This window comes from Arthrobacter sp. KNU40, from assembly GCF_051515115.1.
In the GTDB taxonomy this organism is placed as follows: domain Bacteria; phylum Actinomycetota; class Actinomycetes; order Actinomycetales; family Micrococcaceae; genus Arthrobacter.
On the sequence record NZ_CP195850.1, the window covers coordinates 1,037,811 to 1,064,129 of the forward strand.

37 protein-coding genes are annotated in these 26,319 nt (G+C 62.5%); 15 read left to right on the forward strand and 22 right to left on the reverse strand.

Annotation, left to right across the window (positions count from 1 at the left end):
- The 7 genes from ACSKT0_RS04920 to ACSKT0_RS04950 form a co-directional block, all read right to left on the reverse strand.
- Positions 1 to 546: a MepB family protein gene (locus ACSKT0_RS04920; protein WP_437772765.1), complete on the reverse strand. Its 546-nt coding sequence runs from the start codon at positions 544 to 546 to the stop codon at positions 1 to 3.
- 171 nt (positions 547 to 717) lie between these two features.
- On the reverse strand, positions 718 to 1,695 hold the full coding sequence (locus ACSKT0_RS04925) for an SDR family NAD(P)-dependent oxidoreductase (RefSeq protein ID WP_437772766.1): 978 nt from the start codon (positions 1,693 to 1,695) through the stop codon (positions 718 to 720).
- Between the two features lie 118 nt (positions 1,696 to 1,813).
- Positions 1,814 to 2,056 carry a hypothetical protein gene (locus ACSKT0_RS04930; RefSeq protein WP_437772767.1) on the reverse strand — a complete coding sequence of 81 codons (243 nt, stop codon included), beginning with the start codon at positions 2,054 to 2,056 and terminating at the stop codon, positions 1,814 to 1,816.
- 213 nt (positions 2,057 to 2,269) lie between these two features.
- Positions 2,270 to 4,006: a putative bifunctional diguanylate cyclase/phosphodiesterase gene (locus ACSKT0_RS04935; protein ID WP_437772768.1), complete on the reverse strand. Its 1,737-nt coding sequence runs from the start codon at positions 4,004 to 4,006 to the stop codon at positions 2,270 to 2,272.
- A 184-nt stretch (positions 4,007 to 4,190) separates the two neighbouring features.
- Positions 4,191 to 4,460, reverse strand: coding sequence for a three-helix bundle dimerization domain-containing protein (locus tag ACSKT0_RS04940; RefSeq protein WP_437772769.1), 270 nt, complete (start codon positions 4,458 to 4,460; stop codon positions 4,191 to 4,193).
- Positions 4,461 to 4,638: 178 nt separating this feature from the next.
- Positions 4,639 to 4,929, reverse strand: coding sequence for an antibiotic biosynthesis monooxygenase family protein (locus tag ACSKT0_RS04945; RefSeq protein ID WP_437772770.1), 291 nt, complete (start codon positions 4,927 to 4,929; stop codon positions 4,639 to 4,641).
- An 82-nt stretch (positions 4,930 to 5,011) separates the two neighbouring features.
- On the reverse strand, positions 5,012 to 6,148 hold the full coding sequence (locus tag ACSKT0_RS04950; protein WP_437772771.1) for an FAD-dependent oxidoreductase: 1,137 nt from the start codon (positions 6,146 to 6,148) through the stop codon (positions 5,012 to 5,014).
- Positions 6,149 to 6,240: 92 nt separating this feature from the next.
- On the opposite strand from ACSKT0_RS04950, the gene ACSKT0_RS04955 reads away from it, so the two are divergent.
- Positions 6,241 to 6,777, forward strand: a complete 537-nt coding sequence (locus tag ACSKT0_RS04955; RefSeq protein ID WP_437772772.1) for an AAA family ATPase — start codon at positions 6,241 to 6,243, stop codon at positions 6,775 to 6,777.
- Between the two features lie 410 nt (positions 6,778 to 7,187).
- On the opposite strand, the gene ACSKT0_RS04960 is transcribed toward ACSKT0_RS04955, so the two are convergent.
- Positions 7,188 to 7,583, reverse strand: a complete 396-nt coding sequence (locus ACSKT0_RS04960) for a DUF7793 family protein (protein ID WP_437772773.1) — start codon at positions 7,581 to 7,583, stop codon at positions 7,188 to 7,190.
- Between the two features lie 182 nt (positions 7,584 to 7,765).
- Between ACSKT0_RS04960 and ACSKT0_RS04965 the strand changes: the two genes are divergently transcribed.
- Together ACSKT0_RS04965 and ACSKT0_RS04970 are read left to right on the forward strand one after the other, a co-directional pair.
- Complete coding sequence (locus tag ACSKT0_RS04965) at positions 7,766 to 7,984, forward strand: DUF2283 domain-containing protein (RefSeq protein ID WP_437772774.1); 219 nt, start codon at positions 7,766 to 7,768, stop codon at positions 7,982 to 7,984.
- 278 nt (positions 7,985 to 8,262) lie between these two features.
- Entirely contained in the window at positions 8,263 to 8,643 is a 381-nt protein-coding gene (locus ACSKT0_RS04970) for a hypothetical protein (protein WP_437772775.1), read from the forward strand.
- Positions 8,644 to 8,792: 149 nt separating this feature from the next.
- Here ACSKT0_RS04970 and ACSKT0_RS04975 read toward each other — a convergent pair whose 3' ends face one another.
- The 3 genes from ACSKT0_RS04975 to ACSKT0_RS04985 all read right to left on the reverse strand — a co-directional run bounded on the left by ACSKT0_RS04975 (position 8,793) and on the right by ACSKT0_RS04985 (position 10,093).
- On the reverse strand, positions 8,793 to 9,203 hold the full coding sequence (locus ACSKT0_RS04975; RefSeq protein WP_437772776.1) for a hypothetical protein: 411 nt from the start codon (positions 9,201 to 9,203) through the stop codon (positions 8,793 to 8,795).
- Between the two features lie 315 nt (positions 9,204 to 9,518).
- Positions 9,519 to 9,722 (reverse strand): tautomerase family protein, encoded by a 204-nt coding sequence (locus ACSKT0_RS04980; RefSeq protein ID WP_437772777.1) that lies wholly within the window; start codon positions 9,720 to 9,722, stop codon positions 9,519 to 9,521.
- Between the two features lie 212 nt (positions 9,723 to 9,934).
- Complete coding sequence (locus tag ACSKT0_RS04985; protein WP_437772778.1) at positions 9,935 to 10,093, reverse strand: hypothetical protein; 159 nt, start codon at positions 10,091 to 10,093, stop codon at positions 9,935 to 9,937.
- A gap of 136 nt (positions 10,094 to 10,229) precedes the next feature.
- Here ACSKT0_RS04985 and ACSKT0_RS04990 point away from each other — a divergent pair, with 136 nt between their 5' ends.
- Positions 10,230 to 11,063, forward strand: coding sequence for a hypothetical protein (locus ACSKT0_RS04990; RefSeq protein WP_437772779.1), 834 nt, complete (start codon positions 10,230 to 10,232; stop codon positions 11,061 to 11,063).
- Between the two features lie 52 nt (positions 11,064 to 11,115).
- Complete coding sequence (locus ACSKT0_RS04995) at positions 11,116 to 11,535, forward strand: hypothetical protein (RefSeq protein WP_437772780.1); 420 nt, start codon at positions 11,116 to 11,118, stop codon at positions 11,533 to 11,535.
- A gap of 159 nt (positions 11,536 to 11,694) precedes the next feature.
- On the opposite strand, the gene ACSKT0_RS05000 is transcribed toward ACSKT0_RS04995, so the two are convergent.
- Complete coding sequence (locus ACSKT0_RS05000; RefSeq protein WP_437772781.1) at positions 11,695 to 12,588, reverse strand: dienelactone hydrolase family protein; 894 nt, start codon at positions 12,586 to 12,588, stop codon at positions 11,695 to 11,697.
- A gap of 107 nt (positions 12,589 to 12,695) precedes the next feature.
- On the opposite strand from ACSKT0_RS05000, the gene ACSKT0_RS05005 reads away from it, so the two are divergent.
- Both ACSKT0_RS05005 and ACSKT0_RS05010 read left to right on the forward strand, forming a co-directional pair.
- Positions 12,696 to 13,466, forward strand: coding sequence for a phosphotransferase (locus ACSKT0_RS05005; RefSeq protein ID WP_437772782.1), 771 nt, complete (start codon positions 12,696 to 12,698; stop codon positions 13,464 to 13,466).
- A gap of 253 nt (positions 13,467 to 13,719) precedes the next feature.
- The gene (locus tag ACSKT0_RS05010) at positions 13,720 to 14,058 is read left to right on the forward strand and encodes a hypothetical protein (protein WP_437772783.1); all 339 of its coding nucleotides are present in this window, start codon (positions 13,720 to 13,722) and stop codon (positions 14,056 to 14,058) included.
- 39 nt (positions 14,059 to 14,097) lie between these two features.
- Here the strand turns inward: ACSKT0_RS05010 and ACSKT0_RS05015 are convergent, their stop codons facing one another.
- The 5 genes from ACSKT0_RS05015 to ACSKT0_RS05035 all read right to left on the reverse strand — a co-directional run bounded on the left by ACSKT0_RS05015 (position 14,098) and on the right by ACSKT0_RS05035 (position 17,146).
- Entirely contained in the window at positions 14,098 to 14,640 is a 543-nt protein-coding gene (locus tag ACSKT0_RS05015; protein ID WP_437772784.1) for a hypothetical protein, read from the reverse strand.
- A 125-nt stretch (positions 14,641 to 14,765) separates the two neighbouring features.
- On the reverse strand, positions 14,766 to 15,392 hold the full coding sequence (locus ACSKT0_RS05020; RefSeq protein WP_437772785.1) for a 2'-5' RNA ligase family protein: 627 nt from the start codon (positions 15,390 to 15,392) through the stop codon (positions 14,766 to 14,768).
- Positions 15,393 to 15,504: 112 nt separating this feature from the next.
- A complete protein-coding gene (locus ACSKT0_RS05025; RefSeq protein WP_437772786.1) occupies positions 15,505 to 16,029 on the reverse strand; it encodes an AAA family ATPase in 525 nt (174 codons plus the stop codon).
- A 73-nt stretch (positions 16,030 to 16,102) separates the two neighbouring features.
- A complete protein-coding gene (locus ACSKT0_RS05030) occupies positions 16,103 to 16,510 on the reverse strand; it encodes a RidA family protein (RefSeq protein WP_437772787.1) in 408 nt (135 codons plus the stop codon).
- Between the two features lie 201 nt (positions 16,511 to 16,711).
- A complete protein-coding gene (locus ACSKT0_RS05035; RefSeq protein WP_437772788.1) occupies positions 16,712 to 17,146 on the reverse strand; it encodes a hypothetical protein in 435 nt (144 codons plus the stop codon).
- Between the two features lie 337 nt (positions 17,147 to 17,483).
- Between ACSKT0_RS05035 and ACSKT0_RS05040 the strand changes: the two genes are divergently transcribed.
- The gene (locus ACSKT0_RS05040; protein WP_437772789.1) at positions 17,484 to 17,912 is read left to right on the forward strand and encodes a hypothetical protein; all 429 of its coding nucleotides are present in this window, start codon (positions 17,484 to 17,486) and stop codon (positions 17,910 to 17,912) included.
- 44 nt (positions 17,913 to 17,956) lie between these two features.
- Here the strand turns inward: ACSKT0_RS05040 and ACSKT0_RS05045 are convergent, their stop codons facing one another.
- Positions 17,957 to 18,508, reverse strand: a complete 552-nt coding sequence (locus ACSKT0_RS05045) for a hypothetical protein (protein WP_437772790.1) — start codon at positions 18,506 to 18,508, stop codon at positions 17,957 to 17,959.
- 343 nt (positions 18,509 to 18,851) lie between these two features.
- A complete protein-coding gene (locus ACSKT0_RS05050) occupies positions 18,852 to 20,150 on the reverse strand; it encodes a flavin-containing monooxygenase (RefSeq protein ID WP_437772791.1) in 1,299 nt (432 codons plus the stop codon).
- A 126-nt stretch (positions 20,151 to 20,276) separates the two neighbouring features.
- Between ACSKT0_RS05050 and ACSKT0_RS05055 the strand changes: the two genes are divergently transcribed.
- The 5 genes from ACSKT0_RS05055 to ACSKT0_RS05075 all read left to right on the forward strand — a co-directional run bounded on the left by ACSKT0_RS05055 (position 20,277) and on the right by ACSKT0_RS05075 (position 23,507).
- Positions 20,277 to 20,900, forward strand: a complete 624-nt coding sequence (locus ACSKT0_RS05055) for an SDR family NAD(P)-dependent oxidoreductase (RefSeq protein WP_437772792.1) — start codon at positions 20,277 to 20,279, stop codon at positions 20,898 to 20,900.
- A gap of 64 nt (positions 20,901 to 20,964) precedes the next feature.
- Positions 20,965 to 21,324, forward strand: a complete 360-nt coding sequence (locus tag ACSKT0_RS05060; RefSeq protein WP_437772793.1) for a VOC family protein — start codon at positions 20,965 to 20,967, stop codon at positions 21,322 to 21,324.
- A 96-nt stretch (positions 21,325 to 21,420) separates the two neighbouring features.
- Positions 21,421 to 21,834 (forward strand): SgcJ/EcaC family oxidoreductase, encoded by a 414-nt coding sequence (locus ACSKT0_RS05065; protein WP_437772794.1) that lies wholly within the window; start codon positions 21,421 to 21,423, stop codon positions 21,832 to 21,834.
- An 87-nt stretch (positions 21,835 to 21,921) separates the two neighbouring features.
- Complete coding sequence (locus tag ACSKT0_RS05070; protein ID WP_437772795.1) at positions 21,922 to 22,257, forward strand: YciI family protein; 336 nt, start codon at positions 21,922 to 21,924, stop codon at positions 22,255 to 22,257.
- Positions 22,257 to 23,507, forward strand: a complete 1,251-nt coding sequence (locus ACSKT0_RS05075) for an RNA polymerase sigma factor (RefSeq protein WP_437772796.1) — start codon at positions 22,257 to 22,259, stop codon at positions 23,505 to 23,507. Before ACSKT0_RS05070 ends, ACSKT0_RS05075 begins: the two co-directional genes overlap by 1 nt.
- A gap of 12 nt (positions 23,508 to 23,519) precedes the next feature.
- Here the strand turns inward: ACSKT0_RS05075 and ACSKT0_RS05080 are convergent, their stop codons facing one another.
- A complete protein-coding gene (locus ACSKT0_RS05080) occupies positions 23,520 to 23,888 on the reverse strand; it encodes a VOC family protein (RefSeq protein WP_437772797.1) in 369 nt (122 codons plus the stop codon).
- Positions 23,889 to 23,942: 54 nt separating this feature from the next.
- On the opposite strand from ACSKT0_RS05080, the gene ACSKT0_RS05085 reads away from it, so the two are divergent.
- Both ACSKT0_RS05085 and ACSKT0_RS05090 read left to right on the forward strand, forming a co-directional pair.
- Positions 23,943 to 24,392, forward strand: a complete 450-nt coding sequence (locus ACSKT0_RS05085) for a MarR family winged helix-turn-helix transcriptional regulator (RefSeq protein WP_437772798.1) — start codon at positions 23,943 to 23,945, stop codon at positions 24,390 to 24,392.
- Positions 24,393 to 24,544: 152 nt separating this feature from the next.
- On the forward strand, positions 24,545 to 25,156 hold the full coding sequence (locus tag ACSKT0_RS05090) for a glyoxalase (protein ID WP_437772799.1): 612 nt from the start codon (positions 24,545 to 24,547) through the stop codon (positions 25,154 to 25,156).
- A 15-nt stretch (positions 25,157 to 25,171) separates the two neighbouring features.
- On the opposite strand, the gene ACSKT0_RS05095 is transcribed toward ACSKT0_RS05090, so the two are convergent.
- Positions 25,172 to 25,936 (reverse strand): alpha/beta fold hydrolase, encoded by a 765-nt coding sequence (locus tag ACSKT0_RS05095; RefSeq protein ID WP_437772800.1) that lies wholly within the window; start codon positions 25,934 to 25,936, stop codon positions 25,172 to 25,174.
- A gap of 9 nt (positions 25,937 to 25,945) precedes the next feature.
- Complete coding sequence (locus ACSKT0_RS05100) at positions 25,946 to 26,182, reverse strand: hypothetical protein (RefSeq protein WP_437772801.1); 237 nt, start codon at positions 26,180 to 26,182, stop codon at positions 25,946 to 25,948.
- Between the last annotated feature and the right edge of the window lie 137 nt (positions 26,183 to 26,319).

The following is a 26,319-nucleotide window of genomic DNA, read 5'->3' on the forward strand; positions in this document are numbered from 1 at the left end:
TTAATGTCCGGCAGCCAACAAACTGTAACGAGAATCTTGAAAGAATCTGGGCCATTCAGAAATCCAATGGGCGCTGAACTGCTCGCGTGCGGTATGCGGAGGAAGCTCGGAGAACGCAACTCCCTGCGCGCGCTGAGTGCGTGACGCTTGAGGATTCAGGCCGGAGCACCATTCGGGATAGACGCGGAAACCGCGCTTGCCGGGATGAAGGTCGGAGCTGACGTAGCCGAACGAGATCAGGTGCGGCTTGGTGAATTGGAAGACCCCGAACCGTTCCTGCTCCTCTACGAAGACAAGCAGTCCGGACATCGACTCTTCAGCCGTGAAGGGCCTGGTCGATCCGCCTTCACCGCGCTTCCAGACCGCGACGAAGGCGCCGGGTTTCGTCGGTGTGATCCGGGCCGTGCGGATTCGCCATTGCTCGTTCCCGATGCGGGCGACCCCAGATTCGTAGTCGCTGTTCTGTTCTTCAACCTGGAGGAGAGGCTGAGCATCGGCAAGAGCAGGCGCGAGATCGATGAAACGCTTGAAGGCGTGGAAATTCACTCTCAAACTGTATTCGCTCAAGAGTCGGCCTGGTGGGCATTTAGTATCGCGGAGTAGCGCGGCCGGTTGGTCCCGCTGGGCCCTTACCAAGCCTGCACGGAAACTCGGTCGACCTTCGGGGGCTGGCGAGCTCACGATGCTCGTGCACACGCGACCGATGCAGTGGGCCCGTCAGGCGAGCAGCTGCTCGCTGAGATCCCAGAGCCGTCGCGCGTCTTCGGGGTTGAGCATGGCCGAGTTCGCGTCGGCCGGGATGTTGTCCGGGGTTAGCGGTCGCTCTTCGTCGTCGAGCACGGCCACGTCGCTGTCTTTGAGATACACGCCGCCGATCCCGTCGAGCAGCGGGCTGGCTGCGCCGAACACGAGGGTGGCGGCGCCCTGCTCGATGGTCTTCTTTCCAGCCTCCGGGTCGATGATCGCGTCACCTTGCTCGTCGACGAGGCCCTGTGCCCGGAGGGAATCGAGGCGCTGGGGTGAGTGCGGGCCGGGTCCGATGACGACGCCGGGGTGCGCGGCGAATGCGCGGATGCCGTCCCCGGCGAACCGTCGGTCCAGTTCAACGGTGAAGAGGACGTTGGCGCGCTTGGATTGCGCGTACGCAGCGACAGGGTTGTAGCCGGTGGAGAAGTCGAGGTCATCCCAGTGGATGTCGCCGAACCGGGCCGCACCGGAGGTCACATTGACGACGCGAGCACCGTGCGCCGCGCGCAGTGCCGGGAGGAGCGCCCGGGTGAGCTGGAAGTGACCGAGATGGGAGGTCGAGAACGCCAGTTCGTGGCCACGGGCGTCAAGACGCAGCTCCGGGCCGAACAAGACCGCGGCGCTGTTGACCAGGATGTGCAGGGGGCGTCCGGAATCGAGCCAGCGCGCGGCAAAGGCGTCAATCGACTCCGGGTCTGTGAGGTCGAGCTGCTCGACGCGAACGCCGTCGATCCGGCCGACCGATTCGGCCGCGCGCTCGGTGTCGCGCGATGCGACCGTCACGTAGGCGCCGGCGGCGGCGAGAGCGCGGGTGACCTCCCTGCCAAGCCGGCTGTGCCCGCCGGTGATGATCGCCTCACGCCCGCTCAGATCGACGCCCTCGAGGATGTCGGCGGCGGTGTACGCGGCGGTGAATGGAGTGTGGAGAGGGGTCTGTTCCGATGACATGAGTCCAGTGTCATCTACCGAGCGCGGACGCGGAAGTCCAAGGCGTCCGCCCTGCGCCCCCTGCCCTTGCGGCCGCGAGCGTTTGCGGTCAACCTTCATGCCCGAATTCTTTCCTCACTTAGACGGCGGATTCTTCCAACGCCTCCGGAACCGGGAACCGATTCAGCCATTCCCTGGCCTCCTCGACGGACTTGAAGTATCCTTGCGGGCACTCGTGCTCACGCAACAGGGCCGCGGCCATCACCCGGTCGACCACTGTGGCCCCGACCAGTGCCACAGCGGACACAAACCGCGTCCCGGAAGTCTGCCCTTGAACTGGCTTCCTCTCGATCGAACGTGGTGCGTCGCTAATGACCTCCATGAGGTTCACCATCCCTGATCGGTGGAATACTGGGCGATCCTAATTTGGAGGCTTATTACATTCGGCCCAATCGCACGTTCGTCGGGGAAGATTAGGATTGGGATAAGCCAAGCCAAGTGAGCCAGTTGGTAAACACCCGCAGAACTCATCGTATCTACGCCTCAGGGCTGTGGCCTCGGAAGTGAGTCGCTCAACCAGCGCCGTTGCTGAGGTTCATTGGCGACAGCTGACGGCGGGAACGTCGGCGGGAGCTACGGGGCGTGAGATCAAATAGCCCTGGGCGGTGTCGCAGGCCATGCCGCGGAGTGCAGTGAGTTGCGTGGTTCGCTCGACGCCCTCGGCAGTTGTCTTGACTCCCGCGGCTTGCAGGACATGGATGAGTCCGTTGACGATGGCCGCTGCACGTGCGTCCGTGTCGATGTCGTCGATGAAGGACTTGGCGATTTTGACGGTCGTCAGGGGAAGGGCCCGAAGTAGCGCGAGGGTGGAATGGGCGGTCCCGTAATCATCGAGAGCGACCCCGACGCCGGCGTCGATAAGTTGCTGCAGTTGCACAGCGGCCCCGGGCATGTCGGTGATCGCGGTCCCTTCGGTGAGTTCGATCTCCAGGAGGTCGGCCGGGACGCCGTGACTGTTCAGTGCGCCCAGGACATCGCCGACCAGCGTGCCTGATGCCAGTTGCAGGGGGGAAACGTTGACGGCGATCCTCAGCGGGGTGCCGGCATCGGACCACAGCCTCGCCTGCGCACAGGCCCGATCGATGACCCAGGCGCCGATCCTGAGAATCTCCCCGGTATGTTCCGCGACTGGAATGAACTCGGCCGGAGGGACCTGGCCCAGTTCAGGATCCATCCAGCGCAGGAGGGCCTCCACACCGTGATCCTCTCCGGTGGCCAGGTCCCGGAGGGGCTGGTATTCCAGGCTCAACGCGCCGTCCCGAAGAGCACCGGGAAGCCGGCGGCGGATGAGCGCTTCGCGGGCGAGCCCTGCCGCATTCCCCGCAGGGCAAATCCGCCCGACGCGGCGTTTGCCGGCATGTTTGGCGTTGAGCATCGCATCGTCGGCGTGCCGGAGGACTGCCTCGAGCCGGCTCAAGGCACCCTCATCGGTGACATCACTCGCCATAGCAAGGCCGAGCGTGGCGGTAACGTCCAGGTGCTGCCCGTCGACGTCGAAGTGCTCGTCCATGCATTCCAGCACACGGTCGGCGACGGCTCCGGCTTCGGCTACGTCCACGCCGACCAGCAGCACAGCGAATTCGTCCCCGCCGAGCCGGACGACGGTGTCGCCGTCCCGGACGCATCCGGAGAGGCGTGCGGCGAATTCGGCGAGCACGATGTCCCCGGCCCGGTGCCCGTAGGTGTCGTTGACGCCCTTGAAGTCGTCCAGATCGATGAAGAGGATGCCTATCCGGGACCGGTGCGTGTCGCGGGTCAGGGCCGGCGCTTCCAGCTCAAGCATGCGCCTGTTCGGAAGGCCCGTGAGCGGATCATGCAGGGAGGCATGCCGGAAGACGGCCGACAGGCCTTCGAAGACCTCCGAGACCGGCACGATCCGCGGCACGCCATCGCCGACAACTAGCAGATCCTGGTAGCGGGTCGCTTCGGGCCTCTCCAGGATGACCGCGACCGCTTCGGACATCCCGAGCCCGTCCGGGACGGTGAAGTGGGATGCGCCCAGCATGTCTGTAGCCGTCGCACGGGCATGCAGCGCACGGCCGAACCCCAGACGGCCCGACATCTTGTATTCGAGCTGATCTCGGCTCAACAACGCCGGCCCGGCCGGGGAATCGACCACCACCCCGCGCAGGCTGCTGTTCGCCCTGAAGAGTTCGTCAACTTCGAGGGCCTGCGTGGAACCCGGCAGCACAATCGCCTCAAACCCGAGCGCTCCCAGCACCAGAGCATTCTGCTGGCGGTACGGTGTCGCAATGCTTTCAGTGTCCCTCACCGACTGTTGATATCACGCCAAGACCGCGTGCGGACGCCGGTTTTACTGCCGATGGATGAACAGTGCGTTGCATTCCGGCAACGTGAAACCCGGCGCCTGGGTGCGGCTCTGACCGCCTTCGCAAGATCACCAACGATCACTGTCGACGGAACCGACTTCATCCCCGGTGGAGCAACGCCCCTCTTTAGTGGAGGTTGCCGATCGATGGTTGTCCTCCGACCAGTTCGGAGGAGAAACCTTCGGAGAACCGGACGCCGTCGGCCACTTTCGCTAGGCGTTTCTTGGCGGCGTGTTCGACCAGCACCGGAACATAATCCCGGATCCGGCCACCGCTCAAGCTCGAGTGTTCTTCGGCAACTACATTTTCGACGACCGAGCGTGGAATATCGGGGAACCGCTCGATCAAGTGGTTGATGACAGCCACAAGGGCCCGTGCTTCGTCGTCCCTGATCATAGGCTCAGTGTCCAATGCTGCTGTGGGGACGTCAACATGACCACAGGTCAGTACGGCCTGCCCGCTGAGTGGCAACGGGTGTGCCGTCCATGACGGGCCCGCAGCCGCGGCGCGGCAACGGACGAGCGCCAGCCAGATCATGCGGGTCCATCGGACAGCATGCACGTTGAGGGATCGGCTACCGCACCGTTTTGAAGTGCTCAACCACCGGGAATGGATCGTAGAAATGGTGCAGCAGCTCCTTCCACCGCTCATAGTCGGGGGACCCACGGAAGCCGTCGGAATGGGCCTCGACCGAATCCCACTCAACGAGGAGAAGGTACAGGCTTGGGGACTCTATCGAGCGTGAAATCGAAAGACTCCGGAAGCCTTGCTGCCGGCTGATAAGAGGTCGCGCCCTTCGGAATGCCTCTTCGAAATCAGACTCGCTGCCGGGACGGACGGGGAGAATCGCGTGCTCCAGAATCATTCCCTCAGCTTCTCACGGTCGTCCGGTTGAGGATCGGCTAGCGGTCAGGGGGTGACATTTAGCACTGCGAAAAGTCCGCCACTTATCGCCGCGAATCCGGGGCTTGTCGCGTGTTCCGAAAGGGGAGCGCATTCAACACAGCATTGCGGATCGTGATGCCCGATCGGGTCTTGGGTACGAGGAGGCGCGATGCGATGCCGGCGCCCCGTTGTAGCGAGTGCACGTGTTTGCGGTGGCTGCGTTCATAGCCGGCGAAAGCGGCGGTGTGGTCATCCGGGTGAGCGGCAATCGCGTCGGCGAGGGTCTTGGCTCCAACGATCGCGCTGCTGGACCCTTCACCGAACAACGAGATGCAACTCGCCGCGTCACCGAGCAGCACCACGCGGCCGGCAGCCCACTGCGGTACGTCCATGCGGGTGACGGCGTCGAAGTACCTTTCGTCGGACGCGCCCCATTCCTCGAGCGCGAGCGGGGTGAGCCATCCGCCGTCGGCGTACGTGGCCTCGACGAGGCGTCTGCCTTGGTCCGCGTCGCGGTAGTCGAAATTCTGCTGCCCCCGGAAGATGAATGCGAACCCGGGTTTTCCACCCGCCGGGTGGATGGTCAAGGAGGTTCCCGGTTCGTTGTACAACAGCACGGTGCGCGGATCTTGGATCGGTGCAGGGGCGCGCACGGTGCCCACGAACATGCCGAATGGGCGGGAAAAACGTTCTTCGGGGCCGAATACCAAGCGCCGAACGGTGGAGTGGAGTCCGTCGGCTCCGATGACCAGGTCGAAGCGACGGGAAGGGGTCCGCTGAAACTCGACGTCGATTCCGCCGCCGTCCTGGTGCAAGGCGGTGATCGAGTCGTCCCGGATGATGAGGCTTGTCTCCTGGGCCTTCTCAAGCAACAGGCCGACGAGGTCAGTGCGTGAGACCTCGACCTCCCCGTCGCCGTCGGCACGTTGGCGGGTGCGGATGGTGTCCTGCGGCCGCCCGTCGGCATCCACAAAGACCAGGCGTTCGACGCCGGTGGCAGCCTCCTCCAGGTGCGACCAGATGCCCATTTGCCGTGCGATAGCGACTGCTGCTCCGCGCACGTCGATGGGGTTCCCACTAGATCGTGTGGCGGCCGCTCGTTCCACAATCGTGACCGACCAACCGGCCTTCGCCAGCCAGTACGCGGCGGTCAAGCCGGCAATGCCGCCACCGGAGACCAGTACGCTGCGATCCACCATGCCCCCATTCAAGCACTCAACACCGCGGGTAAGCCCGCATCGCGGGTGGTTCCACGTCGCCTATCTATGCGGGAGAAGATACTGTCGGCGACATGATGATTTGGATCAACGGAACCTTCGGCGTGGGGAAAACTACTGCCGGCAAGGCACTGGTCGAAGCGCAGCCCGCTCTACGGCTCTTTGACCCCGAAGCGGTCGGATATATGCTCATGCACAGTTTGAAGGACCAGGCCTTCGGCGACTTTCAGGACCTTCCGGCATGGCGGGCACTGGTTCCAGCCACGGCTCTCGAAATTTGTCGGCATACCGGACAACACTTGGTGGCCGTCCAGACCGTGCTGCGGCAGGACTATTGGGCGGAACTTCAGGCAAGTTTCAATGAGTTGGACGATCAAGTCATCCATGTAGTGCTAGACGCCGACGAAGCAACCCTTCGGAGCCGAATCGAGAACGACCAGGTCGAGTTGTCCGGCAGGCAGTGGAGGTTGGATCACCTCGAGAGGTACGCGGCGGCCCGCACGTGGATGATCAAAGACGCTGACCTCGTCATCGACACGTCCCGGCTATCAGCGGAAGATGTTGCTTCTCGAATCGCCGACGCTGTCACTGCGGAACTCCCTGTCCAATAACGCTGAGCGGACAATACGAGGGGTGCCCCTGCGGGCTGCCGGGCGACAATAGCGTGTGCCCTCGGCCGGTTTCGTCCCGGACGGGCATATTTTGGAGATGCAGCTGCCGTCTATGGATCCGAGCTGGTTTATCAAGGCACCCTTCGAGCGAGTCGGGACCGGGCCAGCTATCAGTCCCGCTGGCTATGGACTCTCTTCGGCGATCCGCAACCTTTCGAGAACCTCGATAAGTACACGGCAAAGAAGATCCCCGACCGGTTCACGCTTGCGTCTTTGAACGAGTAATGCCGCGCTCTCGGCATCGAGCGTGACAACTCAGGTTTCTACGGTTCAAACGGGCTGCTCGTCGGAGAAGACACGAGTAGTTGGACTAGCAAACCGGGCGACAAACTCAGTCGCGGCCATCTCACTTAGACGGCGGATTTTTCCAACGCCTCCGGAACCGGTAACCGATTCAGCCATTCCGTGGCCTCCTCGACGGACGTGAAGTATCCGTGCGGGCACTCCTGCTCACGCAACAAGGCCGCGGCCATCACCCGGTCGACCACTGTGGCCCCGACCAGTGCCACAGCGGACACAAACCGCGTCCCCTGCAGCGTCACTCTGGACTCGAGACTCAAACACACGTCCACCACTTCGACGAGCATCGGTTGCAACCGGCCTCCGGTCACGCCACGGACGGCAGCGACGACATCGTGAACATCGGCGGCCGACACAGACGAGCCCGGCGCCCACCGCAGATGGAAGGTACCCTCCGCATCCACATTCAAGGTTGCGTTTGCGCAGGTCAGCGCGATTTCCATCATGAGCCCCCCTTAGTCCTCAGATGAGGCTAGCGGTTCCCGAGGCACAAATGTGATTTATCGAACAGTTTCGCTAATTCTTCCGTCGGCCGAAGCCCCATCCAGGCGCCAATGGCCCACCATCTGCAAACAGGTTCGTTAACGCCCGCAGGACCCATCGCCACAAACTGCCCTCTGAGGTCGCTTTGAAGATTAGATACGACGCCGTTGCCAACGCTGCCTACATCTACTTTGCAGCAGAGGGAACTCTTGCCGGGAATATAGCCAAAACCTATTTGTGCGACACCCGTGAAATCAACGGAATGATCAATCTCGACTTCGACGGCGATGGCCGGCTCCTTGGCGTGGAGGTCATGGACGCGCGCTCAAAGCTGCCATTTGAAGTGCTGAAACAACTCGAATGATGACAGCGCCGTCCTGCCGGAACCCCGGGAAGGCACCCAGGCGTGCTCCGTGTCTTACGAGCGCGACGCCCAGTGACGACGGCCGCCGCACACACCAGGATCCCTCAGCACGCATTCCCGTCGATGCGAGCAGGTTCCGGAACTGCTTCGATCATCGAGAAACGGGCCGGGACTCGGATAATCGTTGCTTATGAGCGTTGGGGGCTGGGCGGACCGATACAGGCAGGGCGATCGGGAACGCGTGTGGACGGAGTTGGGGCGGCTCGGGTCGAATGTGCGTGACCGCCAAGTCATCCGCGGCGGATCCGCTGGTGATCGAGCTCGAGGGAACAAGGTATTCCGGGGAATCGATCTCCAGCTACTTCATCAGCGAGCACGAGGCCTGGGCAGAGGAAGCTCGGGACGACCCTGCTGTCGGGCCTTTCGTACTGCCGGTTGCGCCTGATCGGTTGCATAAGGCGAAGGTCAGCGGCGGTGCGCCGTATGGATTCCGGGTCCCCGACAGTGGAGCTGACGGCGTCTTTGCCGCTGAGAATGACATGTCGTTTGTGTCGTATCTAAACCAGATATTCCGGAATGGCGGCTTTGCCAGCTTGCCTTTGGGAGACAGACACGAGCGGCTGCGGAAGTCACTAACCGACGGACTGCTGTTGCTCTAGATGTGCTGCGCAGGCTGAGTCTGACGTGGCATGGATTTGTCCGGTAACCGATCCCTCTACGTGCCGGTATCGATATCACTCGGCGTGCAGGCTGGCCGATGTAGTGGTCGCACCAATAGCACGCCCTGTGTGCGGGTCGCGGGCTTGGGTTATTGGGCCCAGATGCTCCGAACGTTTTCTTGCGCGGTGATGAGCGGTGTCGTTTCGATGGTGATCGACGCTTCATTGAACCTCAGGGCGGCCCAGTCATATACCAGACGCAGCGAACCGGCCTGCGGCGCCGGCCACAACCAGGCGTTAATGCGATAGTCGTAGTTCTGGTCCGAGCCTCCGCCCCCGCGTCCGTGTGTGGTCAGCTGCGGCCCCTCTGGTTCCGCTCCGTCGAACGGATAGCGGTGAGCCCTGAGGCCGCCGATGGCCTTGGATCCGTCAGGCATTTCCACTCCCACCCGGAGCGATCCTTCGGCAGATTCTCTGCGGAACGGACGGTGTGGTTGGAGATTATCCATCAGCTCAAACCATTGCTCGTCTGTCATGTCGGCCTGACGGCTGGCGCTCACGGAGAAAGCGAACACGCAGCCCGCCCGGTATACATCGATGCGACGCAGGCACAAGGCGGCACCAGGCCGGCGAGCAAGAACTGCCGTCACCGGGACCGGTACAGGCAACTCATTCTCCGGCGGGCTTACCCAGATCGGTGTTTCTACTCGTACGGGGCGCGGTTCTGCCGACCGCTCAACCTCCGGAAAGAATGACATGGCCCTCACTCTCCCACCACCCGATGGACATGTCGAGCCTGCCCCTCAGGGGATTCTCGAAGGGGCCACTCCGGTGACCAGGGCGACGGATTCCAGAGGGGATTGCGCCGTTCTGGTTCAGACGGATTCGTTCTGTCCGGAATCCGCCAGCGTGACGCCGGCAACAGACCAGTTCTCGCGGGGAAGCTCGTGCAAGATCACCCGGATCGTGTCGGGACGGATTTCCATAACCTCAGCGTAAGTGGCCGTGAGCGCAGCCAGCAGCTGACGCTTCTTTTCAATAGAGGAGGGGGATGCATTGAGAACCTGAATGAGGGGCATCCACAGATTGTGGCATCCTCCGCGGAGGAACGAGTGGACTCCGGCTCCTCACCGGCCAGATGCGTCTCGAAATGAGCGAATCGCGCTACCGCGCTCAAGCGCAGCCGAGGGATCCGTTGCCGGGCATTTCGAACCTCCCTGATCAATTGCGCTTTAAGAGTCGGGACCTGCTGAGCTGCCTGAGGCAGTGTGAGCGGCACTACGGCGGCGGTTCAGCCGTCCTCTGACCGTGCTGCCCTCTTCAACTCAGCGATCCGCAGCCGTAAGAAGATGATGGTTAAGACCAAGGCATACACGGCCAGGACGGCCACTGCGATCACGAAGACAACGTATAGAATTCCGATGATTCCGAAGGCCGGACTTAAATTCATTGCTACCCCCAAGAGTCGTTGGGTCCCAATGCTACACAGACTCTTCAGCGATTCTTCGTGGCGAAGTTGGACATTAGGCTCATGAAAGTTTCAGTCTGCTTCGTTGGATTGGATCACGACCTCATATGGTGGTGCCATGACCGAGACGATCGCTTGGAACTTGGCATTTCGTTGTGGCAATGGCGTTGGCAAGGCGCCGGGGCGAACTGCCGATGCAGCCATTCCCAACCAGCCGCCTTCCGGCTGGACAGGAAGCCTTGGGCCGGGCGTTCGTTGGGAACAGTGGCCACGAAGCCTCAACACTGGTTTGCCCATGATGCATGTGCTGACGATCTGGCTACCCGGTGACTTTCAAAGGCGTGGGCCACAGTTTCCTGGAATCGCCATATTTGCTGGTGAGGGACAATTCGCAGACGACAGCAAATCTCCGATCCCCAGCGCCGAATCAACCGATCCGTTCTTACGCGACCTTGCAGCAACCGAGGACCATCCCGGCCTACTTAGGCGCAGAGACGTGATCGACGGAGAATTCGCGATCCTCTGGCTCACAGATGATGAGTTGGCGGCCGGCCCGACGGCGCCTCGTCCCGATCTTCGTGCCGAGGGTGAGCATGCGGACGAGTCAGAAGGTACGAATGCTTGGGATATCGTCGAGCCGACCATCGACATTTGGTTGATTCCGCGCGTCGATCCAAATGCTGGCAAGGCCCCCGTCGAACTCTGGGGAGATGAGGTCGGCCCCGGTGGGTATGTCAATCCTTCAACAGGTGGGAGGAGCCTTGCGGGCTGGGCTGAACCGCTTTTCGCGTTAAGCCACTTGGGCGGAACGGCCTTCCCCGTCCAGGCGATGCCTGAAGGCCTTACTCCTTGGTATCTCGAACTAGAAGAGATCTCGGGACTCAACTTCGGCGGTGGCGGCAACGCTCAAATCGATCTGGAATCTGATGCCTTCGACTGGGCTTGCGGATAGCGCACAAGGGGATTGCCCTCGAGAATCCGGGCTTCCGGGTTAGGCTCGCGGAATGAAGCTCCGGGGGCTACTTCTGGTCGTGCTTGGGGTGCTGGCCGTTGTCCTGGCCCTGGCTGTGTTTATCCGTGGGGGTGTCAGCACCGTCTGTCCCGCGGTCGGGCACGCCTACACAGGCGATGTGGAGTTGGTATTTGTACATAAGCCAAGGTCGGTTTCCGCATGCTTCGGGGAGGGCTGCACTCCGGCCCCAGTGGACAAGAGCCGGGACGGCAGGTGGTTGGTGCCCCAGTCTGCGCCTTACCTGGTGCCGCCCGTCAGTGTCACCTCTGTCTTTGTTGACGCGGTGGACTCTTCAGGTGTCCGTGTCGCCCGCGTTGTGGCGATCGAAACGGAGCCCACCGGGGAGCACCCTGACGGCCCTGAATGCGGCGGGCCGTTTCGGTTCAAGCCGGTACAGGTGCCGCTCGGTTGAGAACAAATGGTCCCTTTGCCCGGCCTCAAGGCTTCCGGACCTGCAACGCGTTCTTCGGCAGGCTCGTCCGAGGGTCGAGGTTTGTGGACTCCACGCGCCCAAAGGCCATCTTCCGTCCGGTCGGGGATCCTTTACCGGACGCTTGGACAAGAGGCATTGTCATGAGATTGCGTCGATAAAGTGGGAGCAGGCAAGCTCCATCAACTCGGCTGGGAGCTCGTGCCCGCCATGAAACAGATGTGTGTCGCAGACTCCAGGGCCGAAGCCCGCGAGCACGGCACCCACCCCGTCAGTAGGGAACCACGGATCAGCGGATCCGGCTGAGACAAGCACCCTCTGTCCTTCGAGAGCTCTTACGACCGCAGGCACGTCGCCGGACGCCGTGAGGCCAGGTACGAACCATGCCGGATTGTGCTTGATGCGGTGAGATGCGAACGAGGCAACGGTGCCCACGCCGCAACTCACCACACCGACGGAGAGGCGCGCATCGAACGCAAGGCTGAAGAGCGCTACCTGACCGCCAAGGGAATGGCCCATGATGCCCAGAATCCCGGCCATCTCGGGCTCCTCAACCAGCCACGTCGTCAGAGTTGCGATGTCTTTGGTGTGCTTGGCCTGGAGGCTGCTGCCGTGCGCTATGCGAAGGAGCGCATCGAGTTGCTCGTCATCCGCGCCGGCGGGCGACCAACACCGTTGACGTTCTTCGAAGCCGATCAAGTCGGGGATGAGCACCCGGACTCCGTGTTCGGCGAGGCGGAGCCCGTATGCCATCGAAGGATCACCGCGGAGACCGGCCACTTCACTCTTGCCGAGCGAGAACTCACCGCCATGCTGGTGGACGGCGATCACTGTGCTTCCGGAGGGCGACTCAGGGCTGAGAAGAAGGCATGGGACGGTGTCGCCGTCGCTCGTGTCCACTTCAATCCGTTCCCGGGCGATCGAACCATCAGAGCCAAGCGGGCGACGGCGCACGGCCGTCGGGCGGTGAAGCTCAGGCGGGTCCAAGCCCAGGAGCCGGCGGACCCATTCGCGGTTCCCTGAAAGGTCTTCCATAAGCCCATCGTCTCAGCCAGTCACTGCTCCAGTCACAAGCAGCGCACGCCGAGGGATCCTCTGCAGGACAGGCGGAACCGGGAGCTGCGGGGACGTAGGGTTGCTTTATGGAGGAAATGCTTTCCGGGGGAAACATGAACGAAGTGGTCCGCGCCGGAGATACGGTGCGACATCCCAGCGGTCCCTGGACGAGCACCGTCCATGAGGTCCTCCGTCGTCTGCACCTCAAGGGAATTAAATGGGTACCGCAGGCCTATGGCATCGATAATGCAGGTCGGGAGATCCTGGACTTCGTGCCAGGCTCGGTTCCCTCGTACCCGATGCCCGCGTGGGTCTGGGAGGACTCCTTTCTAGTGACAGCAGCCGGGAGGCTCCGCGAGTTCCACGACGCCACAGCAGGGCTGAATATCGTGGATGCGGTCTGGAAGACGCCGGTTCACGAGCCGGTCGAGGTGGTCTGCCACAATGACTTTGCCCCGTATAACTTCGTCTGCAGTGGCAGCCGCTTCGCCGGGGTGATCGACTGGGACACGATCTCGCCCGGCCCTCGGATCTGGGATGTCGCCTACCTTGCGTACCGCCTCTGTCCCCTCGCCGCGCCGACGAACCCGGACGGCCGCCCCGGGGACAGCGCCGAGGATCAGGGCAGGCGACTTGGGCTCCTGCTAGGCGCGTACCGCGCCGACTTCAGCGCCTCAGAGGCGCTCATGGTGGCGGTGGAACGGCTTGAAGACTTGGCGCGGTTCACGGCCGCTGAGGCCCAGCGCCAGAGCAGATCCGACCTCGCCGGTCACGTGAACCTCTACATGAGTGACATCGTCTATTTGAAAACTGCAAGGTCGAGGATCGTGGGCGCCGCAGAAACAGGCATCCTCTAGTTCTCGCTTCGAGGAAGCGACGCTCCAAGTTTCGCGTCCGGTAAAGGATCCCTTTGCGGACAGCCAAAACCTTCTCCTATTCCGATCGATGTGCTGTGTCCAGAATTCTTGGTTTCCAGGCCTAGAGGAGACAGCTGAGCCAATTTGATAGGGAGCCGTGTCTGTGTCTGACCTGGTGATAGGTTCGGCTCATGACCGACGAGGATGCTTCGCTTCCGCCCGTCTGGGCCGCCGACTCGCCGAGTAGGGACACGTGTCAGCAAAGGCCCAGATGACTAGCCAGAACATTCAAGTGATACCGAGGAAGAGATGGAAAGCCATGCCGGTGCAACCATCGGCCGGCAACTACCGTCTTGTCACCTTCTACACAACCTGGTTCCTTTTTGGAACCCTCGCCCTTTTTTTCGTGGGTGCGTTTGCATCGGCCAGGAGCACGTGGTTTCCGCAGTGGCTTTTTTACGCATCTGCCGCGCTGGCGTTCCTCGAACTCGCAACCATGGGGTGTGCAGCTGTTCTGGCCATCTCTAAATATCGAGCAGAAAGAGCCTTGGGATACACAACCTGGCCGTCTGGAGATGAACTCGGGCAATGAATTCCCGCCCGGTTCGGGATGGTTCACCGGGACCCTCCTTCACTGCCTCTGTGATGTCCGACCGTTTTTCGATAGTTGTTCGTCAGTAGAGAAGTCACCAAGGTACTCGGGGCTGGAATGTGTTGGCAGTTCCTCGTCACCAGTTGGCTGGTGGCGGTGAACTTTCTGGTAAAAGTTGTTGGATTCCTGACGCCCTACAAGAGCGAGGACTATGGCTGAGAGGATCGCTGAGACACCGTAGGAGATACTTGCCACTACAGTCAACCTGCTGCTCAGTGTCAGGAATGCGATCGTTGCTGCTAGCAGAGTCAAAATTCCCAGGCCGATGGTGAGGTTCCTGGCCCAAAGCCGTCCCTGGTAGTTCTTCCAGCCCATCCATAGCCACAGGGACGCCGCCACTAGGAAGAGAAGACTCCTTATGACCCCTATTGGGGCAAAAGGGACACCTGGTGAATTTCCGTCACCCTGAAGAATCCCAGCGGTCAAGAAGAACTGCACGGCTGCGAGGACCACAGCGACCACAGCCCCGGCGACCATCATCGAGCAAACGACTGCGACATTGGTCGGAACACGGGGCGTCATGATCTGAAGCGTACCCGGTCGCGTAAGCCGGTCCCTCTCCGGACCTCTACACCGGTTATAGCAATGTGCACGGTGAGGGATCCTTCAGCGTGCACGTCGCGGAAGCCAGGAGGCGTTCGCTTCGATTATTTGGCTGGGGGTTCGCTGAAAGGGAAGCGAGATGTGGTGTCCCAGGTGAAGGTGCCTCGTTTGGCATCCTGGTGGACGGCTATGAGATGCATTTCGTTGATGGCCAGGGGAGGAAGGGCGGTTGCCCTCAGCTGGTCGGACGCTTGTTGAATGAGTGCGGTACTGCCTTCGGCCAGGGCGTAGCCCAGGGTGAGATGGGGGTTGAAGGGGGCTCCGGGCAGCGGTTGGCCCTTGTTGATGGTGTCAGCGGCCGCGTCGCGAACCGCCGCGGTAAGTTTCGCCCATGCGGACGTACTGGTTCCTTTGACTCCAAGCGAGTAGTCATCCGCTTCCGGTTCGCCCAGCCCGATGCTGAACGGTTTGGTGTCGGCGGCGAGGCTCTTGAGCCTGGCCATGAAGGCATCCATATCTTCGGGGCTGACCTCGTCGGAGGTAACCGCGAACTGCTGCACCGTTGCATGCAGGTAGTTTGCTGGCTGGACGGAGCAGTAATCGAACGCCTCCAGGACGCGCTGACGTTCTTCCAGCGCCGATCGGAGGTCGGGGGCGGGCAGTGCGTAGATGTGCAGGCGGTTCCGCATAGACGGCCACAAGGTGATGGGGTGCCCAAAGAAGCGCTTCACGGGTAAACCGTAGCGTCGTCGTATGAATCGGAGGTGAACCGCCTGCCTGATGGGCAGCAGAACGCCCACACGACCTTGATGGTGTGCGTCAGGCGATCCGTCTGGAGTTCTCTCAGCGGCCAAGCACCGAATCCGCAATCTGCTGCGCGGCTTGGTCCGGTGTGATGTGTGTGGTGTCGATGACCTCGGCTTCTTCGTGCAGCCAGGTACGAGCTGCCTCGGCGTATGGCTCCAAGTACGCGAAGCGGAACGTTGAGGGTCCGAGGTTTTTGTCGTTCTGTATGCGGTCGCGGAGCGTGGCCTGGTCGGCGTGGAGCACGAAATGCTGGATCGGTATGGCGTGCTCCGTAAGACCATCGCTGATCTCCCGCCAGTAGTTCTCGACCAGGACGGTCATCGGCATTACGAGTGTGCCTCCGGTGTATTCGAGCACGCGTCGAGCCGTTTCGACGACGAGCCTTCGCCACGGCTCCCAGTGCTGGAAGTTGTCCGTTGCAGGAAGTCCCGGCTTGATGTCCATGAGCACCTCGCCGACTTTCTCAGCGTCGAAGACGCGCGCGTCGGGCAGTAATTGCTGCACGAGCGCGCTCGTCGTCGTCTTTCCCACTCCGTGGGTGCCGTTGAGCCAAACGATCATGGACCGAACTCTAGCGCCAGTAGGTGTCCTTTCTGGGGTCCCGATAGCCGATCCGAGAACGGGCTATGCCACGTCAGTCCACAACCGCAGCGATAGCCTCAATCTCGACGAGCTGGTCGGGGTAGCCAAGAACCGTGACACCCATCAGCGTGCTCGGCACATCGTGGCCGCCGAATGCCGCCCGGACCACATCCCACGCCGTTACAAGATCAGCGTGCTGGCCGGACGCGACGAGGACGCGGGTGGAAATCACATCGTCAATACCCGCAGCGGCGGCTTCCAGAGCAAGGTGCATGTTCTGGATCGCCTTCTCAGCCTGTGCCGCGTAGTCCCCGACACCAGCCGTCGATCCATCCTCATTCAACGGGCACGCTCCGGCCAAGAAGATGAGCCGCGCATTGCTGGGAGCGGTTGCCGCGTACGCATATTGGGCAACATCGGCAAGTGCGCCCGAACGAATAAGAGTGATCGAGGCCGGCATGGTAGTCCTTCTTGGTTGTTGGATCGTCTGGTGTCACCGTAACAACGGAGGACGCCAAGCAATCACCACGTCCCGTAAGCCGATCCTTTTCCGGGCACCGCGCCGCTCCGTTTTGCGTGGTCAGCCTCTGATTGGCCTATTAGGCGAATACGGTCGTCGGAGCTACGAGGGTAAGCAGCAATCGGGGGAACGGGTCCTGTTTCAGGCTTCGGAGGAGTGTCGGTAGGTAACCGTGGCGAATGCGCTGCCCACCAGAGCCCCTGTGACGCCCGAGACTACCCAGGGGTTCCCTGACTGAACCAGGCTGCAGAGGGCGAAGGCCATTGCGCCTGAAGTCATCAGTGCAACGACTCCCGTGACAACTGCCCGCGTCTTGCGGGTCGCTTCCTCGGCCACCGCCAACCTGGCAACGATTACTGCGCCGGAAACTGCCACCCCAAGCACCGTCATAACAAGCACTTCAGCGAATAGGTAGAACAGATAATAAAGGACGAAGACAGGGTTGAAGGTGGGCAATGTGTAACTGAGAAGATGAACTAATTCCGCTGCGATACCCAGGGTGACGCCGAGGCAAGCAAGCCTCGACCACAGCTTTCCCCTGCACCACCAGCCGAGTTGGCCGTTACTTTTTGCCACTATTCAGCACCTCACGTCGAAGATTGCTGCTTGTGTTCCCGGCTCTTGCCCATGCTTCCTGAGTAGGTCAACCCAATTGAGGACCACTGAGACGGCCTGATCCAGGACCACCTACGAGCCTGCTGACCAGGTCGCCGAATTCGGACCGATCAGGGATGTATCCGCCTCGTATTGTGTGAGTCCGGAGCTATCCGTGTGGCGTTTCGTCTGAACGGTCCTCAGGCAATCGCGACAAACCTCGTGATTCACTGGGGCATGGGTTATTCAAGCGAACGAAGCTGGCCGACGTGAGCACTCTGCCCTCCGACTTACTCAATGGTGGATATGGAGCGTTGACTTGGTAACCAGCGATCCTGATCGTCGGCTACTGGCTGGGCCCACAGCCTTCGCGCTGCTGCGCATGCGTTTCAGATGTTCCACGGTGGCCTTGGTCTTTCTCGCCATCATCCTCTTCCTGAGCGTTTCGGCTGTGCTGCCCCAGTCGTGGTTCACAAATACCCTTGTACTTGCGATGGGCGTGAGCGCTCTTTCAGTCGGGATCCTAATCCCATATGTAGCCATAAAAGCAGAGGGGGAGGGCGAAGCCGGTTACACCACACTGCAACACGGGAACAGGAAACTGGAACAACGCGACCCCTACCTAGGCAGGGTCATCCGCGGACCAGGCGAGGACTACCTGCAGCGGGCGGATTTCCTCGAGATGGTTCAGTCCGCCAAAGCCGAGGCAGAAGAATCTGCACAGAAGAGCCGAACGTCCCGCCGCTGAGCGTTAGCCTGCGGTTTGTTGGGCGATGGTGTGGGCGAGCGTGTCTAGATGACATGGTTGAGGTACAACGCGATCAGGAGGAATGAGGCGATGAGCACCCATACCGGTGCCAGGCCCCTGCGCGGGGCGACTTTCCTGATGACGGTTGTCCGGCCGATGACATAGACCGTCGGCAGGAAGGCCCAGATCCAATGGAAAGGCCGTACGACCCCGACGCCGCGCAGCCTCCGCCAGTCCAGGTAGCCCAGAAGACCGGGGGCACCGAAGGACATCACGGCAGAGAAAAGAACCACAGTGGCCGGTGTGACCGAGCCGGTGTGGGGGATCGCCGCTACCATGCGCACGACGTCGCCGCGAGCAGCCAGGACAGGCACGGCAAGGAGCATCCAGATGTAAGGGGTGTACACGGGCACGTGGGCTCCGAGCATAGGCCGGGGAAGCCGTAGTCCGGGGATCCGTGCGGCCAGCGGACTCTGGGTCCCGGTATCGCCTTCGGCTTGCCCGGCGCTGTCTCCCCATTTGGAGGTTCCGGACCCGTAGGGATCCGCAGACCAGCCTCCCGGTGGGAGTCCTGGTTTCTGACCCGTTGGATCCATCAGTCATCCTTTCCATTCCGGACGCTCGTTCAAGCGCTACGCCGTGATCAATTCTCCGATGCCTTCCCTTCATTGGGTGCCCCCGGCACGCCAGGCCACGGGCTTTTTCGCGGCGCGGAGTGCCGACGAGGGAACCGCGGGGTGCAGGCGAGGGAACAATGACACCGAACCCTTGTTGGCGACGGTTCGGTCCAAATAGCCCTCGCACCTTGCCCGTAAGCCGGTCGACCACCGTGCCGCGGTAACCCGCGGGGCCGGCCCGCGGAGTTGCTGATCGCGGCTATGTACGCAAGACCCGCACGATGAAATGCACGATGACGGGGGGGATTACTGCAACCATTCCTCACCGCCCCGCCACGCACCCCGCAACGTACTCCGCATCCACGCCCACCCCGCCGACGATCGACGAGTAGTGGCCCGTCAACCACGGCAACCCGACCACATAAAGGCCCGGACATTCGGTGACGCCGCGGACGTGACGTGGATAGCTCCAGGCGTCCAGGACAGGAATGTCCACGAAGCTGAGGTCGAGCTTGTAACCGGTGGCCCAGAGCACCGAGGTGATGTTCTCGGCGGCCAGGTTGACCCGCGCCGGTGAGGCAACCGGTAGCCAGTCGTCCGACGGCGCCTTCTGCTGTTCAGGAGCATCGATTCCCGCGGCGGCGATGTAGGCGTCGAGAGCCCGTCCCATGCGCTGGCCGAACCCGGCCTCGACTGTTGCGAGGCGTTCGGGGAGATCGTCCGTGAAGGTGAGTTCGCCGTCGTCGGCTGCTTCCAGATGCCCGTGCAGCCGGACCCCCTGGCGGCCGAGTTCGCGGAGATGGATGTCGTGGCCGCCGTGGGTGCCAGAGAGCAGGGGGTTGCAGGCGAACCGCGCGGCGGGGGAGGGCAGCTGCCCGACCGTCAGGGCGTTGACCCCGTACTCGGGCCCGTGGATTCCGGCTTGCAGGAGCCAATAGAGGATGTCGTGCCCGCGATACCGGCGTGGCGCCTCCGGACACGTCGACACCGCCAGATGCACCTCACGCCCGGCCGCGAGCAGGTCTTCCGCGATCTGCCCGCCCGACTGCCCGGTCCCGACAATCAGCACGGCGCCGTCGGGCAGCTGCTCCGGATTGCGATAGTCGTGCGTGTGGAGCTGGAGGACGCTCGCGGGAAGTCCTGCGGCAGGGGCTGGGATCTTAGGTATTTGATATGCGCCGGTCGCCAGCACCACATTGCGTGCCAGCCAGCCGCCGTCGGACGTTTCGACGCTGAAGCCGCCATCCGACGTCGTGATTCGTGTGACGTCCGTGCCGGTCCGGACCGGGGCGTCGATTTTCTTCGCGTAGTCGCGGAAATAGTCCACGGCGTCGTCACGCGCCATGAATGCCTCCGGCCCCGGGCCCACGTAAGGCATGCCCGGCAGGTCCAGTGAGAAGTTCGGCGTGTTCAGCACGAACGCATCCCAGCGATCCTGCCACGCGCCACCCAGCGCGGCCCGCCGTTCAAGGACCAAGTGCTCGACGCCGGCCCGGCTGAGGAAGTAGCTCGTGGCCAGTCCCGCTTGGCCTCCACCGACGACGAGCGTGCCGATTTCGAGGGGGCGGTTCTGTTGTGTGGTTGTGTCCTGTTGTACGGCTCTGGGCTGGTCAGTCTCCATGAGCGGTCCTCCCGGTCCCTTGGCAGAACTTTACGCCCGGAGATTCGGGTGCGGGAGGGTGGACAGCATTGTCAGCCGCGTGGTTGCGTGGAACTGTCGCTATGACCGCCAACGGGAGGAATATCAGTGAGCAAGCTAGCACTTATCACTGGCGCCAGCTCCGGTATCGGCTGGGCATTCGCCGAACGCCTGGCCGACGACGGTTACGATCTGGTGATCGTGGGCCGACGACAAGAACGCTTGGAACAATTTGCCGCGTCGCACCCCAAAACCGCGGTCCGGACCGTCGTCGCCGACCTCGCCCCCACCATGCTCAGCCGTGCGGCAATCGCGGGCATGCAGGAACGCGGCGTGGGCACCATCATCAACGTGGCGGGCATGATCGCCTTCGGCGGCCCCGCCCCGCACTCCCAGATGCCCCGTCGCGTGGTCTACGGCGGGAGCCTGGCGTATCTCGTCGCGATGTCCCAGACCCTCAGCGCCGAACTCGAGGGCACCGGAATCACGGTGCAAGTCGTGTGCCCGGGGGTAGTGGCAACTGAGTTCCACGAACGCCAGGGCATGGACTTGAGCATGATGCCGCGGATGAGCGCCGGCGACGTCGTCACCGCCAGCTTGCGCGGCTTGGAACTGGGCGAAACTGTCTGCGCCCCGGGCGTGGAGAACTCCGGGCTCCTCGACGCCGTCTTCCAAGCAGACCTCGCCGCTTTCGGAGCGCAGAACCCCGAGCTCGCCACGCGGTACCGATAATTCCCGCTAATTCCGGCGCACGAACTTGATGCGATCCCCCGGAATCGGTCCTAGAGTGTTGGCCATGGCTATCGCACGCTTCCCCGTTGTAGTGCTCGACTGTCCCGACCCCAAGACCCTGGCCGAGTTCTACAGCGCATTGCTTGAGTGGAAAATCGAACGGAACGACGACGACTGGTGGTCCGTCCGAGCCGAGTACGGCGATTCGCTGGCCTTCCAGAAAGTCGACTCCTACAGGGCGCCACAATGGCCCGGCCAGGACGTCCCTCAGCAGATGCACCTCGACGTCGTGGTCGATGACCTCGACACCGCTGAGGCAGCTGTGCTCGAGCTCGGCGCCACCAAGCACGAAAACCAACCGGGAACGACGTTCCGGGTGTTCCTTGACCCCGCCGGTCATCCTTTGTGCCTCTGCCTGGACTGATTGGTCACAGTTGTCGATCTGTGCTCCTGCCGCGCGTCGTATGAGTAAGGGCCCCGAAAGGAAGGGGTAACTGACAGCGACGAAAGGAACAGACCAATGTCAAAGAACGAGCCCACCGACGCTCAGTCCGAGGCGACCGACGAGATCCGGAGCCTTTTCGGCGAGATCTACGCCGCATGGGCAGACAATGATGCGGATGCTTTCATGGCATCGTATCGGGACGACGCCACGGTGGTTATGCCGCGGGCGTATCACCGCAACAAGGGGGAAATCCGGAGTTCCATGGCTGCTGGCTTCCAAGGTCCGCTCAAGGGTTCCCGGGCGGTCGATGAACCTCTGAGCATCCGCGTTATCGGGGACCACACAGCGATCGTTGTCAGCAGGGCCGGCATTCTCATGGCGGGAGAAGCCCAACTCCCGGTCGACCGCGAAGTCATTGCCACGTGGGTATTGGTTCGAGAGGATGGGCGCTGGCTCGTCGCCTCGTATGCCAATGCGCCGGCCCACTGAAAATCGTGTCGAAGAGCCGAACCCGCAAGGTGTTCGGTGTTGGTGGAGCGAAAAATCAAACCAGGGTTCAGACGAAGGGACTGCGAAATGCCAAAGTATTTGGTCCTGATCTTCCAGGATGAGGTGGCTACGAAAGACGTCGCGGGCGAGACGGTCAGCGCCGACTACCAAGCGTTTATGCAGCGCCGCGGGCGGTCACTGCTTGGCGGGGCCGCACTTGAGCCGGCGGAGACGGCCACGTCCTTACGACGCGACGGGTCCGGTGGATTCTCGGTGACGGACGGTCCCTTCGCCGAGTCGAAGGAGACGCTTGGCGGCTACTACCTCATCGAGGCAGCCGACCTCGATGAGGCGCTGGAGATCGCCAAGGAGGTTCCCGCCGGGGTCGGAGTCGAGGTTCGGCCCGTTCGAGTGGCAAGCTGATGCCGGCCGCCAGCTCAGAGGTCGCTGCTGCGGTCGCGGAGGCGCACCGTCGGGAGTGGGCGTTCGTGTTGGCGGCCACCATGCGTATTGCCGGTGATATCGACACAGCGGAAGAAGCCGTACAAGATGCGTACGCCAGCGCATTGTCGACGTGGGATACGCGTGGCATCCCGGAGAACCCCGGAGCGTGGCTCACCGTGACTGCGCGGCGAAGAGCGATGGACATGCACCGACGGGCCGCGACGGCACAGCGGGCGCTCCCCAAACTTCACGACCCGGAGGTGCAGTTGCTCGACGACCCGGGCCGTGAGACGGAAGACATCACCGATGACCGGCTGCGATTGATATTCACGTGCTGCCACCCCGCCCTCGCGCCTGACGCTCAGGTAGCCTTGACGCTACGCCTTTTGTGCGGGCTGTCCACGGCCGACGTCGCGCGGGCGTTTCTGCTCCCGGAGTCGACGATGGCCGCGCGGATTACTCGGGCGAAAAAGAAGATCGGGGCCGCGCACATCCCGTACCGCGTGCCAGCGGCGTCCGAGCTGCGCGAGCGTGTCGACGGCGTGCTGTCCGTTGTCTACCTGGTGTACACGACCGGGCACACCGCCCCATCAGGAGCGAACCTGATGCGCAGAGATCTCGCCGAACGAGGCCATGAGCTGGCGAGAATGCTGCGCGTCCTGCTGCCCGGCGACCGCAATGTCGCCGGGCTGCTCGCCCTCGTGCTACTGACCGACGCCCGCAAGGGCGCCCGGCTTGATGAGCACCGTGAACTCGTGCTGATGGAGAACCAGGACCGATCAAAATGGGACCGATCGGCCATTGATGAAGGGGTAGCGCTCCTGCGCGAGGCCTTGAATCTCCGGCCACCGAGCCGTTTCGCCCTCATGGCGGCGATCGCGGCCGTCCATGACGAGAGCAAGTCGTGGTCCGACACTGACTGGCAGGAGATCCTGGGTCTCTACGACCTGCTCACGGAGACGTGGTCCTCTCCGGTCGTCAAACTTAATCGGGCCATCGCCCTCGGCTTCGCGGTCGGCCACGCGGAAGGTCTGGCCGAGTTGGATGCGCTCGGAGCCGAACCGCGACTCGCTCGATACCCGTATCTTGCCGCTGCACGCGCCGACTTCCTGACCCGGCTGGGCCGTTTCGACGAGGCCCGGGTTGCCTTTGAAGAGGCGTTAATCCTCACCGAGAACGACACCGAACGAAGCTACCTCCAGTCCCGGCTAAGTGAACTCATGGAATGAATCCAGCGCGGGTCAGCCACGGTCGTGGAGGGTAATTTGGTATCCGTCGGGGTCGGCGAAGGTAAAGGTGCGCCCAAATGGGCCGTCGAAGGGTTCGACCACGATTTCGGTACCGACGGCCGCTAATTTGTCATGGATCGTTTGCGTGTCCGTGGCGTGCAACCACAATCCGATGCCGAGGCCGGGCTGTGGCGTGGAGGCAAGGCTGACGCCCGGCGCAAGGTCCCGGACGGCGAACGCGACCGGTTTGGTGTCAAATACCACCGCGTGCGGCGGCCCCGCTGGGGAACGGGTCAGCCCGAGGTGCTGCTGATAGAAAGCGGCAGACGCTTCGAGGTCGCGCACCTGGATTGAAATGAAGTCGGGTCCGGTGACCGGCATGAGGAGCTCCTTAGTGTCAGTTAGTTGACACTAAGGTTATGTCAGAATATTGACATGAGTCAAGACGTTACCGGAGTCAGCCTCGATACATCGCTCGGATATCTCCTTAAGGAGGCGGCCAGTGCGCTTCGCGCGGCAATGGAGGGTGTGTTGCGGCCGCTGGGCATGAACATCACCCATTACGCATGCCTTGAGCTCCTTGCGCAGCGGCCGGGGCTGTCCAACTCCGAGCTCGCGAGAGGCGCGTTTGTATCTCGACAGTCGATGAACGTTCTATTACAGGCGCTAGAGCGTGAGGGTCTCGTTTCTCGCGCGACCGAGGCTTCGGTCGGCCGAATACTGCCGACTGTACTGACGGCGCATGGCCGCCAGCAGCTCGAAGCCGCCAGTGCTGCAGTCAAGGCTGTGGAAGACACCATGCGCTCTGGCCTCACTGAGGACGAACAGAAACAGCTTCGAGACATGTTGAGGACGTGCGTCGCTTCCCTGCAACCGGCCAGCTAATAGAAAAGACGTCGCAACTTGGAAGTGAACAGGTGACCGATAAAGCTCGGCACCCAGGTGCGGAATACATCGGTCAGGATTGGAGAAGCGGTCAGTGGGGCCTCGGCATAAAGTCGAAATCACGAAGCAACCCACCCACCTAAGGACCTGTCATGACCGCCATCGAATCAGTCACCCTCGAAGTTCCTGACCCCGCGGCCGCCGCCGCTTTCTACGACGCCGCCTTCGGATTGGGCTCGCGTGTGCGTGTGCGGGCCTCGGATGCTCCTACTGACGGCTTCCGCGGATTCACGCTGTCGCTCGTCGTTTCGCAGCCGTCTACCGTCAGCAGCCTCATCGACTCCGCGGTGGAAGCCGGGGCCACGACGCTCAAGCCGGTGGCGAAGTCTTTGTGGGGCTTCGGCGGCGTCGTGCAGGCTCCGGATGGCGCAATCTGGAAGGTCGCCACGTCGGCCAAGAAGGACAGCGGTCCCGCCACGCGGGAGGTCGACAAGATCGTGCTCCTGGTGGCGGTCGCGGACGTTTCGGCGAGCAAGCGGTTCTACGGCGAGCGGGGCCTCGCCGTTGGGAAGAGCTTCGGAAAGTACGTCGAGTTCGCCATGCCGTCGAGTCCCGTCCAGCTGGGTCTCTACGCGCGCCGCGCCCTCGCCAAAGACGCCGGCGTCTCTCCCGACGGTACCGGATCGCACCGGCTCGCGATCAGCAGCGACGCCGGCCCGTTCACCGACCCCGACGGGTTCGCGTGGGAGCCAGCCTCAGCGTGAGGCGGGCGCCGGGTCTCAAACGACCCGATCCGCACGTTCCCAATGCTCCCGCAGTAACGCGCCAAGCCGGTCGGGTTCGATCCGGTGCGGGGGATCGAAGTGGTGGCGATCCGGGAACACTTCGAGGCGGAAGTTTGGGAATACTGTGGACAGTCGCTCGGCAATCTCGCCATAATCGTCGGGGTTGCTCAGGCCGCCGAGGACGAAGAACACCGGACGATCGAACGCAGCGAGCCGCGCCCTATCCAGATCGTAAATCTTGAAGTCCCGCAGAAACGCCCTGATCCCCGCCGGCCGCTTGGCCATCCACGGCGGCGGTCCGCCCTCGGGCGGTGGCGGAAGGACGACGTCGGGCTTCACTCCCAGCCTCATGAACGCCGCCATGAACTGATCGGGCGGGAGCGTTTCCAGCGTTTCATATTCCATCCAGAGCCGGGCGTGCGCCGGACTCCAGCCCCAACTTCCCGCCCACGCGGGCTCCAGGAGTGTGAGACTGAGCAGCCGCTGTGGATGCTTGGCCGTGAACGCTAAGCACGCTGCCCCGCCGCCCGAGTAGCCAAGCAGATGGAACTTCTCCCAGCCGCGGGCGTCGGCCTCGCGGAGGACACCGTCGACTTCGGTGTCCAGGTTCCAGCCCGGTGGCGGCTCGTCGCCGTCGTAAAGTTCCAGGTCCTTCGCGACGGTATCGACGTCGGGACCCAGCGCTTCGATCAGCGCCCCATAGGCGGGTTCGGCGGGAAGAACGCTCCCAGGAAGAAGAACGACCCGAATCGGCTCCATGGCGGAACTCTACGCCGCTTGGGGCTCCAAGGGAGGGGGAGAGGGGACTATTTTCCGGGGGCCGAGGACTGTGACGCCGGCGTCAACGGCAGCGGCGAGAAGCTCGCCGTCGTAGGCCACCGGCAGACCAGTTTGGAGCCTGATCGCGGTTGCCAGATGGATCGCATCCGCGCTCCTCGGCCGGCCGGGGAACGCGGCGGCGTACATCAGATCGGAACGGGCTATGTCCACCCATGATTCTGGCATGGCGAGCTACTGGCGCGGAGCGCAGGAGAGGCCCTTGGCGGCGCGCGGCAGATGAAGGTTTTTGACAAATAGTGGCCATCCGCCCAAAGCCCTGTATGCTTGTAGCTGTTGTTGTGTTTGGCATTTGGTAGTTCAGG